Source organism: Crystallibacter permensis (genome assembly GCF_025960875.1).
Lineage (GTDB): Bacteria > Actinomycetota > Actinomycetes > Actinomycetales > Micrococcaceae > Crystallibacter > Crystallibacter permensis.
Genome location: NZ_JAODLR010000008.1, coordinates 51,764 through 66,731 on the forward strand (window position 1 = coordinate 51,764; position 14,968 = coordinate 66,731).

The following is a 14,968-nucleotide window of genomic DNA, read 5'->3' on the forward strand; positions in this document are numbered from 1 at the left end:
ACTGGTCCTTTCATCGAATATGAGGTGCCGTCAGCATGGCAGACGAAAAATCAATATGCAATAGGTATTGCGATCGCAAAAAACGCTACATATGATTTGAGTCACGCTCTTGTCGGCGAGTCCGACGTCAAAGCATCCGCCAAGCCACAGCATTTCTTCGACCAGCTGTGGCGCCGCCCGCCATCGAGGAAACGAGGGGCAAATATGAGCAAATCAGTACAAGGAATGACCGTCCACACTTTGGGAACCGGAGGCGGTCCCATTGTCTCGGGCAGTCGCGCCGGCACCAGCACTGTCGTCAAGGTAGACGACGCGGCCTACGTCATCGACTGTGGCATGGGCAGCATACGCAATTATCGCTCCAGTTGTGCGTGGCCGGACCTGAGGGGGATTTTCCTCACACATCACCATTCAGACCATATCTACGACCTGGGTTCGTTCCTGGTGACGGGGTGGCAGGTGCCGGGCGAGTCGTTCAGCCGCCCAATCGAAGTCTTTGGTCCCGGACGTCCGTCGCGGGTTCCTGCCTTGGATGCTGAGCACGCGGTTCAGATTGACGCTCGGGTTGCTGGGCGGGCAATGACCGCAACAACCGAGGTGGTTGATGCCTTGTTGGATAAGGTGTTTGCTTCCGACATCTGCATTCGGATGGCGGACGAAGGGCGCGAGGAACCTCACAACTGGGTCATTGCGCACGATATCGAGATCCCGGCGGCCGCCAATGCGGATCCGGTAGAGGCGCGGCATCCGCAGATGGAGCCGTTCGAGGTGTACCGGGACGAACTGGTGACCGTGACGGCAATCCTCGTGGACCACCGGCTGTGCTTTCCCGCCTTCGCCTTCAGGATCGATTCCGCTTACGGATCGGTGGTGGTGTCTGGCGATACGGCATACTCCGAAAACTGCATCCGGCTGGCGCGCGGCGCGGACCTTCTGCTGCATGAAGTCATGGATCTGCAGGCGATCCTGGCCACGTTCCCGGATGGTCCCACGCGCGACGGGATCGAGATCCATCTGCGTGAATCGCATACGTCGTTTGATGAGGTTGGCAAGGTGGCCCAGGCTGCCGGCGTTGGGCAGCTGGTGCTGCATCATATTGTGCCGAATACGCCGGGTGCGGCAGATGTCCAGAAGATGCAGCAGGTGGCCAGCCTGGACTTTGACGGACCTGTCCAGGTGGCCGAAGATAATGACTGCTTTGTGGTTCCGGTCGTGCCTGAACACGAAACCCAACTGGAGAAAGCAGAGGCAACGGCATGACCACACAGAGCCAGATCCCGCCGCATACCCTTCGCGCCGCGGTCAAGTACGGAAAAATGAACCGTCGTGCCTGGCTGGTGACCGGTGCCCTAGTGGTCTTCCAGATCATCAACTTCGCCGACAAAGCCGTCATCGGGCTGGTGGCTGACCCGGCCATGCGCGATCTGGGACTCACCGCCGGTGAGTTCGGTTTCATCGGTAGTGCGTTTTTCTTCCTGTTCGCCGTCGCCGCCATCGCTGTCGGATTCCTTGCCGGGAAGGTTCCCACCCGGTGGATCCTCCTGGTCATGGGCATTTCCTGGGCAGTACTGCAGTTTCCCATGCTGTTTGGCGGCGGCGCCGCGGTATTGCTGGTCACCCGCATTCTGCTCGGGGCCGCCGAGGGGCCGGCGACCCCGATCAGCCTGCAGCACGTACACGGCTGGTTCTCCGCCAAAGAGCGAGGCCTTCCCAGCAGTATGGTCGCCGTCGGCTCGACGCTGGGGCCGATCGTCGCGGCGCCTGTCCTCGCCTGGATTATTGCCAACCCCGCTCTTGGGTGGCGCTGGGCATTTGGGTTCCTGGGCATAGTCGGACTCCTGTGGTCGCTGTGCTGGCTGTTCATCGGGCGCGAGGGGCCTTATAGCCACACCTCCCGTTCAACCCCGGAATCCGAAACGGGCGATTCGGTCGAAGAAACACAGCAGGAAGAAGCCGGCACAACAGCCGGGCGGCCCCGCAACGGGGAAAGCATCGCAGACACGGCGGATCTGCTTAAGATCGTGCCGATCCGCCGTGTCCTTGGAACACGCATGTTCGTGGCTGCCGTCCTGGCCGGAGCCGGCTGCTTCTGGGCGCAAGGCTTCCTGACAACTTGGTCTCCGAAGTATCTGGCGTCGGTCGTCTCGCTGTCGCCCGAGATGATCGGTCTCGTCTCAACGTTCCCTTGGGTCTTTGGCGCAGTAGCGCTCCTGGTGGTCGGTTACGGATCGCGCTTCCTGATGCGGAAGGGTGTGACGGTTCGCTGGGCTCTCGGAGCGCTCTTCGGCGCCACTCTGCTGTGTTCCGGAGCGTGCTTCCTGCTGCTGCCACATCTTGGCGGTGTGGCTGCGGTTGTCGCCGTGACTGTCGGTGCCGGCCTTGCCATGACTTACCCGCTGGCCCCAACTGCGTTGGCCTTCTCCGTATGTTCAAAGCAGCGGGCAGCCGTCATGGCGACGCTGACGGGTTTTGCCTCCATGGGCGGAGTCGTGGCGCCGGCCATGGTGGGCATGCTCATGGACAATGCCGGCTACCTTCCGGCGGCCAAGGGGGTCGCGGATACAGCAGAGATGGCTGCCCGCCTGGCCGAGGGGATGAATTCGTCGTTCTGGATGATCGGCATCTACCTGGTGGTGGTCGGTGCCATCAGCATCCTGTTGCTGAACCCCGACCGTACTGCTGCACGCCTCCAGGAACGTTTTGCCTACAACGGCTAATGGTCATTGGATTGTCGCTGCCCATCGGCTCCGTTGTCTGATGGGCAGCGATGCCTTGTCCGGAGTCTTTTCCGATCCCGCTATTTCTCGATTAAATTGTACGATCGTAAAATTTACACCATATGATGGATGGAAAGAGAGAAACGCCGGTCAGGAGAGGGAGCCGTGGTTCACGAAGAAGTCACGCCAATAGTGAGCGCGGGTATCGACCGAACAGTGGAGTGGGTCGACACGGATGCCGCTGGGCACCAGCATAACTCTGCAGTGATGCGCTGGGTTGAGGCCGCCGAGGCGGAATTGTTTCGTCAACTCGCTCTTCCGGACTACTTTCCCAGTGCGCCACGCGTGCAGCAGATTATTAACTACCGGTCCAAACTCTGGTTCGGCCAGCGCATTACTGCGACTTTAGCTTTGGAAGAGATTGGATGTACATCGATGACGTTCGTATTCGAGGTGCACGGCCATCCTCACGAGAAGTCCGACGGCGGTCTTGCGGCTTATGGAACGTTCACCACCGTTTTCGTCCCTCAGGGGGCGGAGCGGGCGCAGCCGTGGCCGGAACACATGCGTGCCGCCTTGTCGGACTCCGACCGTACCCAGTTGATCGCACCAACTAATTCGTCGCCTCAGAGGCGCCTAGTGCTTCAGAAAGAGACCAAATGACTGTCCATACGCAGGAAAATTTTGGTGGCACGGTAACGCGCAGTATGCCGGGACGTCTCGAGGGGCAGGTGGGGGTGCGCCAGCCGGAAAATGTGGCCGAACTAGTCGGTTCCACACTGGCCCGGCTCGGTGTCGGGCATGTCTTCGGGGTGGTGGGCAGTGGCAATTTCGTCGTCACCAATGCGTTGCGCCGTTCAGGAGTTCCCTTCACCGCGGCGAGGCATGAAGGTGGTGCCGCGACTATGGCCGATGCGTATGGACGGATGTCAGGCAAGGTCGGGATTGTTTCCACACACCAGGGGTGCGGATTGACCAACGCGGTGACAGGTATCGGGGAAGCGGCCAAAAGCCGCACTCCGATGATCGTGCTTACAGCCGACACCGCGGCTCCGGCGATCCGGTCAAATTTCAACATCGATCAGGATGCTCTGGCACGTAGCGTGGGCGCCGTGCCTGAGCGGATACACTCGCCGCAGAGCGCGGTCGCAGACACGGTGCGGGCATACCGTACGGCCGTGAATGAGCGGCGCACTGTAGTTCTGTCGCTGCCTACCGATATCCAAGCCATTCCAATAGATGCAACTGCGGGCGGGCAAGTATCCCCGCTCGATCCGCCGCAACCGGTCCGGCCGAATGCGACGGCCGTTTCAAGGCTGGCCGAACTGATCCGCGGCGCGCGGAGACCGGTCTTCGTGGCCGGTCGAGGCGGCCGGGGCGCAGCCCAGGAGATTGCAGCACTGGCTGAGATTTCCGGTGCGCTCGTGGCGACCTCGGCCGTCGCTCACGGCCTGTTCAAGGGCGATCCGTTCAACCTTGGCATCTCCGGTGGCTTCTCCTCGCCGTTTACGGCCGAAACCATTTCAGGTGCTGACCTGATTGTCGGCTGGGGGTGCGCCTTAAACATGTGGACAATGCGGCACGGCTCGTTGATTTCAGCGGACACGAAGGTTGTCCAGGTGGATGTGGAAGACAGTGCCCTTGGAGCTAATCGCCCTATCGATCTGGGCGTGCTCGGCGACTGCGCAGAAACAGCGGCAGCAGTGCAGGCAGAGTTGCAGGCAGCGGGATACAGCGCTCCCGGTCAACGTAACCACGAGATGGCTCAACGAATTGCCGCTGAAGCGCGTTGGACCTCTGTCGTGACCGAAGACCTGTCCGCCCCGGAGGCCATCGACCCGCGGGTCCTGAGTCGGGAGCTGGACAAGCTGCTGCCCGCAGAACGCATCGTAGCCATCGATTCCGGCAATTTCATGGGATACCCCAGCACCTACCTGGACGTCCCCGACGAATTCGGTTTTTGCTTTACCCAGGCGTTCCAATCCATTGGCCTGGGGCTGTACACGGCTATCGGGGCTGCCGCCGCGAGGCCGGATCGGCTGCCGGTGCTCGGGACCGGAGACGGCGGATTCCTGATGTCCATTGCCGAATTGGAAACGGCAGTCAGGGAACACATTCCACTCTTGATCATTGTTTACAATGACTCCGCTTACGGGGCTGAAGTCCACCACTTTGATGCCAGCGACGAGGATCTCGACGTGGTGCGGTTCCCCTTGACAGACATTGCGTCGATCGCCCGTGGCTATGGCGCCGAAGGAATCGTAGTGGAGGGTACCGACGATCTGGAGGCTGTCTCCGGCTGGCTGGCCGGACGGCGGGACACTCCGCTGGTCATCGACGCCCGCATTGCTTCCGACGGCGGTGCGTGGTGGCTTGCCGAAGCGTTTAAAGGCCACTGACACTTAGCTGTCGTCAACCCTTTAAGATAGGCCCAGATGCAGTCAACCAGGCAAGAAACGAGAACACAGGACATGATTGCCGTTCCGGCGCCACCGCTCCGGCACCAGCAGCTTATCCTCACCATTTACGGCCTCTACGGGAGGGGCGGTGGAGCCGCTCTGCCCATCTCGGTGCTGATCGACATGCTCGGGGATTTAGGTCATGACGCTCCAGGGGTGCGTTCGGCCGTGTCGCGCCTAAAGGCCAAGGGTGTGTTGAACAGCGTCAAAGACGGCGGCATGGCTAAGTACGAGTTGTCACCACGCTCGCTGGAAATGGTGAATGAGGGCGACGAACGCATTTTCGAGCCCTACAGGGGGACGCCCGACGGCGACTGGGTACTCGCGATCTTCTCCGTCCCTGAATCGATGCGCGATCGCCGGCACCAGCTGCGCACGGAGCTGACCCGGCTGGGCTTTGGCGCGATGGCTCCTGGCGTGTGGATTGCCCCCTCGGGTGTATGCGAAGGCGCCAAGCGTCGGCTGGCCGCCCGGGACTTGGCCGAGTACGTGGAGTTCTTTACCGGGAACTATTCCGCGGAGGGAGATATGCGAAGCAAGGTAGCCAAATGGTGGGATCTGGAGGCTCTGGGCGTCCAGATTTCCGAGTTTATGGAGTACTACCGAAATTCGCTCGCGGACTGGACGAGATATGTGGGAGAGGATCCGGCAACGGCGCTGCCCAATTCCTCCGAAGAACTTCGCCGCGATGCCTTCCGGTACTACGTTCCCATGCTGACGTTGTGGCGCCGTCTCCCGTACCGGGACCCAGGCCTGCCGCTCGCATACCTGCCGGAGGGATGGCAAGGCCCGGAAGTCCGGAGGATTTTCTTCGGGGTGCACAGGTTGATCGCCCCCATGGCCGAGGCCTACGCAATGTCCCTCGTGAACAAAGCCGAGGCCACTTAGGGGCCTCGCGAAGGCGGCCTTAAACAGGTGTTGCCCGGCCGGTTTCAGCTGGCCGGGCAACACCTGTATGAGTCAGCGCTCTGGAATTACTGCGATTCCCTGGATCTCAATCAGCGCCTCTTTCTGCCACAAACGGCTGACCCCGATGCCGGCCATGGCCGGGTATTCCGTACCAGCCATTTCGCGCCACAGCTTGCCGATTTCCCGGCCGTTGGCCATGTAGTCATCCACGTCTGTCAGGTAGATGGTCACGCTGACGAGGTCCTCAGGGCGCCCTCCTGCCTCGGTCAGAGTAGCCAGAACGTTGGAGAACGCCTGGCGGAATTGCTCAAGAATGCCACCAGGGACGATTTTCATGTCCTTGTCCAGGGCGGTCTGGCCGCCGAGGAAAACTGTATTGCCGGCCAGAATCCCATGGGCGTAGCCGGAAGGCTTGGGCAGCGATTCCGGGTTGATGGTGCGGTTACCGACTGCGGTCTGGTTGCTCATCTGTGCCTCCTTGGCATCGCGTTATCCGTCTCAAAGATTTTCAGAAAAACCTCTAGTGCAGATCCTTTCGATCGTGCTACGTTGAGCATATGTGACGGCCGTAAAAAAGTCGATACATCAGAATCAAAGGAGATCCAGAGATGAAACTGGCCACGGTCCGCACCGGCCCAGCAACGACGACGGCAGCGATCCAGTTGCGTTCGGACGCTTATCTGCCGCTCCCTGCCGACGACGTTGGCGCCTTGCTTGGCGATCCGGGCTGGCGGGCGAAGGCTGAAGAGGCTCTGGCGGCGGCGACTGATTCCGCCGGTGTTACTTATGCAAGTGCTGACGTGGCGCCCCTGCTGCCGCAAGCCGGCAAGGTCATCTGCTGCGGCTTGAACTACGGCGACCACATACAGGAAATGGGCCGGGAATTGCCGGAATACCCCACCCTCTTCGCTAAGTTTGCTGACACGCTTGCCGGTCCTGCCGATGAACTGGTGGTGGAAGGCAGCAGCCGGGTGGACTGGGAAGCGGAGCTTGCCGTGGTGGTCGGTGCAACTTTGACCCGGGCTAACGAGGCAGAAGCCGAAGCCGCCATCGCGGGTTACACAGTGGCCAATGATGTTTCCATGCGTGACTGGCAGAACCGCACGCTGCAGTGGTTCCAGGGCAAGGCCTTTGACCGGACCACACCGGTCGGGCCGGTCATGGTGACCCCCGACGAAGTCGACGGCGGCGGCTTCGAGGTCCGCGGCTACGTCAACGGTGAACTCGTTCAGCAGGGCCATACCCGGACCTTGGTGTTCGGTCCGGCACGCCTGCTTTCCTACATCTCCCAATTCACAACACTGCGCCCGGGAGACCTCGTGCTGACCGGGACCCCCGGGGGAGTGGGGATGGGGATGACCCCGCCACGCTTCCTCGCCGACGGCGACGTCATTACTACTGAGATCGACGGCATCGGACGCCTGGAGAACCGCGTTCTGATCCGCCAACCTGCATTCCACTAAGAAGGAGAAGACATGACTGAGACAGCTACCGAGTACCGCCTCGAGGGCGATAACTCCATCTACGCCGGCAGCGACGGCAAGGTGGTACCCGTGGTAACCCGCGGTGGCAGCGAAGACACCAACACCGCCCAGTCAGGCGACTGCGTCCGTGTTTCCGGCGTCAGCATCCAGCACACCCCGGCCACCAAGATCTGGTTCGGCCAGGTCTCCAACGTCCCCGGCTACCGATCCCTGCCGCATCATCATGCCGAAGCCGAGACCGGCGGCTACGTGCTCCGCGGCCGCGGCCGCATCTACTTCGGCGAGAACTACTCCGAGTTCATCGATATGAAGGCAGGCGACTGGGTCTTCGTGCCACCCTTCATGCCGCACGTGGAAGCGAACATGTCCGTCACCGAGGAGCTGGTTTGGCTGACAGCCCGCACGCCGGAAAACCTCGTGGTCAACCTGGATGATGTAGCCGACGAAACGCTGGAAGGATACCGCCGGGCATGAACACGTTAACCGGATCCCTGACCGCCGAGACCTTCCTCCGCGCCATCGAGCTCGACGCCGTGGTGCCGCAGGTCTTCGACGAGGCCTACGAGGCCACCACCCAGTATGTGCCGTGGCCCAAGGCCTACGGCGGAGATATGGTGGCCCAGTCCGCGGCAGCGATGATGCGCTCGGTCGGCGCGGACCGCCAGCTGCATTCGATGCACAGCTACTTCATGCGACCCGTCGACATCGGCGCCGTAGTCCGCTACGAGGTGGAGAACCTGCGCGACGGCCGGGGCTATTCAACCCGCAGCGTCCGCGCTTACCAAGGCGGCAAGACCGTGTTCGCCGCTATGGGGTCGTTCCAGGTCCCTGAGGACGGACCGGACTTCCAAGCCGAAATGCCGGCAGCAGTGGAGCCCGAGTCGCTGCGCAGTGCAGCCGAGGTACTGGATGGCGTCGACGGCGACGCCGCCGCCTACTGGTCAGCTGGCCGCAGCTTCGACATGCGCCACGTACCGGGACCGGTGTACGTGCAGATCGAGGGCGAACAGACGCCGCAGCAAGCAGTGTGGGTCAAGGCCTTCGACCGCCTGCCCGACGGACCGGATGCGCAGAGCACTGCAAACCTGCACAGAGCCGCACTGGCCTATGTCTGCGACTACACGATCCTGGAACCGATCCTGCGCGCCAAGGGCCTGCACTGGTCCACACCCGGCCTGGCAACCGCCAGCTTGGACCACTCCATGTGGTTCCACCGCGAAGGGCGCGCCGATGAGTGGGTCCTCTACGCTCAGGAAGCCGTGACTGGCCAGCGCAACCGCGGTCTCGCAACCGGCCGGTTCTTCGACCGCTCGGGGCGTCTCCTGGCCACTGTTGCCCAGGAAGGCATGATCCGCGCCGGCAACTGATACCGGACGCATCCCTCCGCTTCATCCAGCATTCGAAAGGAACGCCATGGAACTATCACCATCGGCGCACGTGGACACCTTCACACGCGATAACCTGCCGCCGGCAGAGCAGTGGCCGGTACTTGAATTCACCTTGCCGGAACTTCAGTACCCGGAACGCCTCAATGCCGCGACGGTCCTTATCGACGACGCCGTCGAGGCCTTCGGCGCAGACCGGCCCGTATTGCACACCCCGGACGGGGAAACCTGGAGTTACGGCCAGTTGAAGCAGCACGCCAACCAAGTAGCGCAGGTTCTGACTGAGGACTTCGGTGTGGTGCCGGGCAACCGCGTCCTGCTGCGCGGCCCGAACAATCCGTGGCTGGTGGCTGCCTGGCTCGGCGTGCTCAAGGCCGGGGCCGTGGTTGTGACCACCATGCCGGTACTGCGTGCCAGCGAAGTTGCCAAGATCTGCGAACTTACCGCGCCTGTAGTGGCAATTTCGGACCACCGCTTCTCGGCGGATATGCAGGACGCCGTAGGGGCGGGCACCGCCGTCGTTACTTACGGCGCTAGCGACGATAGCGACCTTACCGTCCGTTGCGCCGCGAAGAACGGGACCTTCCAGGATGTGCCGACGGCGGCGGACGACGTGGCGTTGCTGGGGCCGACATCAGGCACCACGGGCACCCCGAAAATCACCATGCACTTCCATCGGGACATCCTCGCCAACGCCGACACGTTCGCACGACACATCCTCAAACCCACGGCCGACGACGTCTTCGCCGGTTCGCCGCCGCTGGCCTTCACCTTCGGGCTGGGCGGGCTGGTAGTCTTCCCGCTGCGCTTCGGCGCCTCGGCCTTGCTGACCGAACGGGCCACACCGCTGGATTTGGCCCGGCAGTCCGCTGCCGCCGGTGCCACCGTGCTCTTCACGGCGCCGACGGCGTACCGGGCCATCCTGAAAGAAGGCCGGGGTGACCTGCTCAAGAACCTGCGCGTCGCGGTCTCGGCCGGAGAACATCTGCCCAAGGAAACCTGGGAAGCGGTTCACGAGGCCACGGGACTGTCGCTGGTCAACGGCATCGGCGCCACGGAAATGCTCCACGTGTTCATTTCCGCCGTCGGAGACGACATACGTCCGGGAGCGACGGGCGTCGCCATCCCGGGGTTCCGCGCAACGATCTTCGACGAGGACGGCAACGAGGCCGCCCCGAACGAGCCCGGCCGCCTGGCCGTGATCGGCCCGACCGGCTGCCGCTACCTGAACGACGAGCGCCAGCTGAACTACGTCCACAACGGCTGGAACGTCACCGGCGACACGTTCGTGCGCGATGAGGAAGGGTATTTCTACTACCAGGCGCGCTCCGACAACATGATCATCTCCTCTGGCTACAACATCGGCGCCCCCGAAGTCGAAGCCGCGATCGACCAGCACCCGGACGTGGTGGAGAACGCCGTAATAGGCCGGCCCGACCCGGAACGCGGCAGCGTGGTCTGCGCCTTCATCGTGCTGCGTGAAGGTGTCGCAGCTGACGCCGCCAAGCGCAAAGAAATCCAGGACTTCGTCAAGGCGACCATCGCTCCGTACAAGTATCCGCGGGACGTGCGGTTCGTGACCGAGCTGCCCCGCAATCCCAGCGGCAAGCTGCAGCACTTCAAATTGCGCGCTGCCGTCTCGGAAGAAACCACAGAATTAGCCGGCGCAGGCCAAGGCCGCTGAAAGGACAATGAAAATGAAAATCGCAATCGTCGGAGGCGGCCCGGGCGGCCTGTACTTCGGGGCACTGATGAAGCAGCTGGATCCGGCACATGAGGTGACGGTGTGGGAACGTAACGCCGCCAGCGATACGTTCGGTTTCGGCGTCGTCTTTTCGGATGAAACCTTGGGCGGGATCGGAAACGCCGATCCCGTGGTGGCTGACTACATGAGCCGCCGGTTCGCCCGCTGGTCCGATATCGACATCCACTTCAAGGACGAGACCATTACGGTCGGCGGCCAGGGCTTCGCCGCGATGAGCCGCAAGGAACTGCTGGAACTGCTGCAGCGCCGCAGTATTGAACTCGGCGTGGACGTGCGTTTCTCCACAATGGCCCCGCCAGTGGAAGAACTGGAAGCCGAATACGACCTGGTGCTTGCCGCCGACGGCGTGAACTCCCAGATCCGTGCGAAGTACGCCGATTCCTTCGGACCCAGCCTGGACCCGCGGCCCAACAAGTTCATGTGGCTGGGCACGGACCAGGTGTTCGAGGCCTTCAAGTTCTTCGTCAAGGAGACCGAGTTCGGGACCATGCAGATCCACGGTTACCCGTACTCGGACGCCGGCTCCACCTTCATCGTCGAGATGCACGAGGACGTCTGGCATGCCGCCGGCTTCGACGAAACCGCCGATGACGTCTTCCCTCCCGGGGTCTCGGACGAGAAGGCGATCGCCAAAATCCAGGAAATCTTCGCTGAGGAACTCGCCGGCCACGAGGTGCTGGCCAACAACTCCAAGTGGATCAACTTCACCACCGTCCGGAACCGCAGCTGGCGGCACAACAACGTCGTCCTGCTCGGCGACGCCGCGCACACCGCCCACTTCTCCATCGGCTCCGGTACCAAGCTGGCCATGGAGGACTCCCTCGCACTGGCCGCCTGCCTGCATGAGCACGCCGACCTTGAATCAGCACTCGCCGCGTACGAGACCGAGCGCCGGCCGGTCGTCGAATCCACCCAGCGTGCCGCCCAGGCCTCGCTCGAATGGTTCGAGCGCATCGGCCAGTACAAGGACCAGGAACCGACCCAGTTCGCGTTCAACCTGCTCACCCGCAGCCGCCGCATCACTCAGGACAACCTGCGGCTGCGTGATCCGGAATTTGCCGACAGGGTGGACCGGCAGTTCGCCGAGTCCCAGGGCCTGACGCAGGTAGCCCCTGCCATGTTCCAGCCCTACCGCATCGGCGGGCTGGAACTGAAGAACCGCATCGTGGTCTCACCGATGGACATGTACTCGGCTACTGACGGCGTGCCTGGAGATTTCCACAAGGTGCATCTGGGCAGCAAGGCCCTCGGCGGCGCAGGGCTCGTCATGACCGAAATGGTCTGCGTTTCGGCAGAAGGACGCATCACTCCCGGCTGCACCGGTCTGTACAACGATGTTCAGCGGGACAGCTGGAAGGAAATAGCAGGCTTCGTCCACGGCAACTCTTCGGCCAAGATCGGCGCCCAGATCGGGCATGCCGGACGCAAGGCGTCCACCCGGCTGATGTGGGAAGGCATCGACGAGCCGCTCAAGTCCGGCAACTGGGAAGCGGCGGGCCCCTCGGCATTGCCATACGGGCCAGGCAGCCAGACGCCGCGCGAGATGGACCGCGACGAAATGGACCGGGTGAAAGCGGACTTCGTCGCCGCCGCCCGCCGAGCCGACGAAGCCGGCTTCGACCTGCTCGAGGTACACGCGGCCCACGGCTACCTGCTCTCGTCATTCCTGTCCCCGGTAGCCAACAAGCGGACCGACGAGTACGGCGGCAGCCTCGAAAACCGGTTGCGCTACCCGCTGGAGGTTTTCGACGCCGTTCGCTCCGCCTGGCCGGCACAGAAACCGCTCACAGTCCGCATCTCCGCGACCGATTGGATCGACGGCGGCAACACCCTCGATGACGCCGTTCAGATCGCCAAAGCCTTCGCCGCCCACGGCGCCGACGGTATCGACGTCTCCACCGGCCAAGTGGGCAAGGAAGAAAAGCCCGCTTATGGCCGCAGCTACCAGACCCCGTATGCGGACCGGATCCGGCAGGAAGTGGCTGGACCGGCAGGGATCGCAGTGATCGCCGTCGGCGCCATCTCCTCGTACGACGACGTCAACTCGATCCTGCTCGCCGGACGCGCCGACCTGATCGCACTGGGCCGCACGCACCTGTATGACCCGCAGTGGACGCTGCACGCCGCCGCGGAGCAAGACTACAAGGGTCAAGGCGCTGAATGGATCCCGCAGTTCCGGGCCGGACGGCGCAAGCCGCCGAGCTCGCGGACCGACGCGGTCCGGCCCCGGCTGTCCCTGCTGCGAGAGACCGAAGACGAGCTGGCCAATGCCCACCTGCGCTGGCGCCCCGCGCGTAAGGCAGAGCCTGCTCTGGCAAAGTAGTTCCCGCAGGGAAGCGGGTTCAGGTAAACATGAAGGGCGGGACGGAGCCTGACGGTCCGTCCCGCCCCCAGCTCAGCAATACCAACCTCCCTTCAAAACGAAATGAGAAACATGTGGCAACGACGCCCATAAATGATTGGAACGTACCCCCGCGGACAACCAGGCTGGTGCTTTTTTGCTGTTGGCTGGCGATCCTAGCCGAAGGCTACGATGTCGGGGTCCTGGGCGCTGTCCTGCCCGCTTTGGCGGAATACCGCGCCTGGGACCTTTCGCCGCTGGAGCTCGGCGGCCTCGGCGCTTACGCGCTTGTCGGCATGTTGTTCGGTGCCCTATTCATTGGCACACTTAGTGACCTGTTCGGCCGCAAAAAGATGCTCCTGCTCTCCATGGTGATCTTCACGCTGACCCAGGCAGGTGCGGCAGTTGCGCCCACACCGGAGCTCTTCGGTCTCTTCCGGCTGATCGGCGGGCTGGGCATGGGCGGCGTCATCCCCGTTGCGGCCGCCCTGACCATCGAATATTCGGCGCCGAAAAAGCGATCCTATAACTATGGGGTCATGTACTCGGGGTACTCCCTCGGCATCGTTGCTGCGGCCTTGGTTGCATTGTTCCTGCTGCCGACCATCGGCTGGCGTTGGGTAATCGCCTTCGGCGCGCTCCCCGTTGTTCTGCTTCCGATTATCGCCAAGCTGCTGCCCGAGTCGCTGGATTATCTGGAGGCCAAGGGTAAGCGCAATGAAGCCGACCGGCTGGCAGCACAACTGGGAATTGCACCTTACATTCCGGCGGTAGCAGCGCCCACCGCGGGCGTGACGGCCGCGGAACCGTGGTGGCGGACGATTACCGCGATGTTCTCGCCCCTGTACCTGCGCTCGACTGTGTTCTTCTGGATTTCCCTGTTCTGCGGCATGGTTCTTGTGTATGGTCTGAACACTTGGTTGCCGTCCATCATGAAATCCGCTGGCTACGACCTAGGTTCTTCGCTGACCTTCCTGCTGGTCTTCAGCCTCGCCTCGGCGGCAGGCGGACTCGCCCTGGGCCGGGCTGCGGACAAGTACGGGCAAAAGCTCATCCTGGTTGCCTTCTATCTCCTGGGCGGCGGCGGCATCCTGCTGCTGATCTTCCCGGGGAACATGGTGGTGAACCTCGTATTCGTGGCGTTTGCCGGCATCGGGTCCATCTCGACCTCGCTTGTCTTGACCGGCTACATTGCCGATTACTACCCGGCAAAGGTGCGTGCTACAGCCACCGGCTGGGCGCTGAGCTTTGCTCGAATTGGTGCTATCTGCGGGCCGTTAATCGGCGGCTGGATCGGCAGCGCGGCCTTGCCGTTCGAGTGGAATTTCATCATCTTTGCCGGTATTGCCGTGCTGGCAGCCTCGGCTGTAGCGCTCATCCCGAAGCGGCGGGAAACGCAGCCGGAGCCGGCAGTAGCCGGTGACGAAACGGTTGGCGTGACCGCCAACTAGATGCGGCCAGGCCGGGAAGATGAAACTCTTCCCGGCCGGCCCTTGCGTCGTACTCGGACCGGACGATCAGGCGCTTGGGACCTCCGTGACACGCCATTCGTCGATAAAGCCGCCACGGACGGACACCTGCCACAGGGCCGGGCCGTCCAATTCGGGGACGCTGCATTCCGAGCGGCCTTGCACTTCCACCCGGCCATTCCCGGTTGCCCGCACCTCATCAAAGATGTTGCGGTAGTCCGGAAAGGCCGCGAAGAACCGGCGCCAGGCGTCGATACAGGCCGCCTTGCCTTCGATCGCTGCACCTGACGCATCAACGAAGCGGTGGGTTGGTGTCATCAGCGCGGCCAAAGCATCGAGGTCCCGGCGGCCGATCGCGTCGTTGAAGGCCAGCACAAGAGCCTTGTCGTCAGACATGAGCCTGCCTCCTGAGAGCGTGTCATTCCAGCACCCGAGTAGG

Annotated in this window: 13 protein-coding genes; 11 read left to right on the forward strand and 2 right to left on the reverse strand. The window is 62.6% G+C overall.

The window, feature by feature from the left end; translation table 11 throughout:
• Positions 1–24 precede the first annotated feature (24 nt).
• The 5 genes from B0G38_RS11315 to B0G38_RS11335 all read left to right on the forward strand — a co-directional run bounded on the left by B0G38_RS11315 (position 25) and on the right by B0G38_RS11335 (position 6,064).
• Positions 25–1,260 (forward strand): MBL fold metallo-hydrolase, encoded by a 1,236-nt coding sequence (locus B0G38_RS11315; protein WP_264669548.1) that lies wholly within the window; start codon positions 25–27, stop codon positions 1,258–1,260.
• Complete coding sequence (locus B0G38_RS11320) at positions 1,257–2,717, forward strand: MFS transporter (RefSeq protein ID WP_264669549.1); 1,461 nt, start codon at positions 1,257–1,259, stop codon at positions 2,715–2,717. Before B0G38_RS11315 ends, B0G38_RS11320 begins: the two co-directional genes overlap by 4 nt.
• Before the next feature lie 165 nt (positions 2,718–2,882).
• On the forward strand, positions 2,883–3,380 hold the full coding sequence (locus B0G38_RS11325; RefSeq protein ID WP_264669550.1) for an acyl-CoA thioesterase: 498 nt from the start codon (positions 2,883–2,885) through the stop codon (positions 3,378–3,380).
• Positions 3,381–3,424: 44 nt separating this feature from the next.
• A complete protein-coding gene (locus B0G38_RS11330) occupies positions 3,425–5,116 on the forward strand; it encodes a thiamine pyrophosphate-binding protein (protein WP_264669651.1) in 1,692 nt (563 codons plus the stop codon).
• Positions 5,117–5,188: 72 nt separating this feature from the next.
• Entirely contained in the window at positions 5,189–6,064 is an 876-nt protein-coding gene (locus tag B0G38_RS11335; RefSeq protein ID WP_264669551.1) for a PaaX family transcriptional regulator, read from the forward strand.
• 72 nt (positions 6,065–6,136) lie between these two features.
• On the opposite strand, the gene B0G38_RS11340 is transcribed toward B0G38_RS11335, so the two are convergent.
• Complete coding sequence (locus tag B0G38_RS11340) at positions 6,137–6,553, reverse strand: RidA family protein (protein ID WP_264669552.1); 417 nt, start codon at positions 6,551–6,553, stop codon at positions 6,137–6,139.
• Positions 6,554–6,693: 140 nt separating this feature from the next.
• Between B0G38_RS11340 and B0G38_RS11345 the strand changes: the two genes are divergently transcribed.
• The 6 genes from B0G38_RS11345 (at position 6,694) to B0G38_RS11370 (ending at position 14,511) form a co-directional block, all read left to right on the forward strand.
• A complete protein-coding gene (locus B0G38_RS11345) occupies positions 6,694–7,548 on the forward strand; it encodes a fumarylacetoacetate hydrolase family protein (protein ID WP_264669553.1) in 855 nt (284 codons plus the stop codon).
• Between the two features lie 12 nt (positions 7,549–7,560).
• Complete coding sequence (locus tag B0G38_RS11350; protein WP_264669554.1) at positions 7,561–8,043, forward strand: cupin domain-containing protein; 483 nt, start codon at positions 7,561–7,563, stop codon at positions 8,041–8,043.
• Positions 8,040–8,936: an acyl-CoA thioesterase gene (locus tag B0G38_RS11355; protein ID WP_264669555.1), complete on the forward strand. Its 897-nt coding sequence runs from the start codon at positions 8,040–8,042 to the stop codon at positions 8,934–8,936. Before B0G38_RS11350 ends, B0G38_RS11355 begins: the two co-directional genes overlap by 4 nt.
• A 46-nt stretch (positions 8,937–8,982) precedes the next feature.
• A complete protein-coding gene (locus B0G38_RS11360; protein WP_264669556.1) occupies positions 8,983–10,638 on the forward strand; it encodes an AMP-binding protein in 1,656 nt (551 codons plus the stop codon).
• Positions 10,639–10,651: 13 nt separating this feature from the next.
• The gene (locus B0G38_RS11365) at positions 10,652–13,042 is read left to right on the forward strand and encodes a bifunctional salicylyl-CoA 5-hydroxylase/oxidoreductase (protein ID WP_264669557.1); all 2,391 of its coding nucleotides are present in this window, start codon (positions 10,652–10,654) and stop codon (positions 13,040–13,042) included.
• Positions 13,043–13,155: 113 nt separating this feature from the next.
• On the forward strand, positions 13,156–14,511 hold the full coding sequence (locus B0G38_RS11370; RefSeq protein WP_264669558.1) for an MFS transporter: 1,356 nt from the start codon (positions 13,156–13,158) through the stop codon (positions 14,509–14,511).
• A 66-nt stretch (positions 14,512–14,577) separates the two neighbouring features.
• On the opposite strand, the gene B0G38_RS11375 is transcribed toward B0G38_RS11370, so the two are convergent.
• A complete protein-coding gene (locus B0G38_RS11375; protein ID WP_264669559.1) occupies positions 14,578–14,925 on the reverse strand; it encodes a YybH family protein in 348 nt (115 codons plus the stop codon).
• Positions 14,926–14,968: the final 43 nt, after the last annotated feature.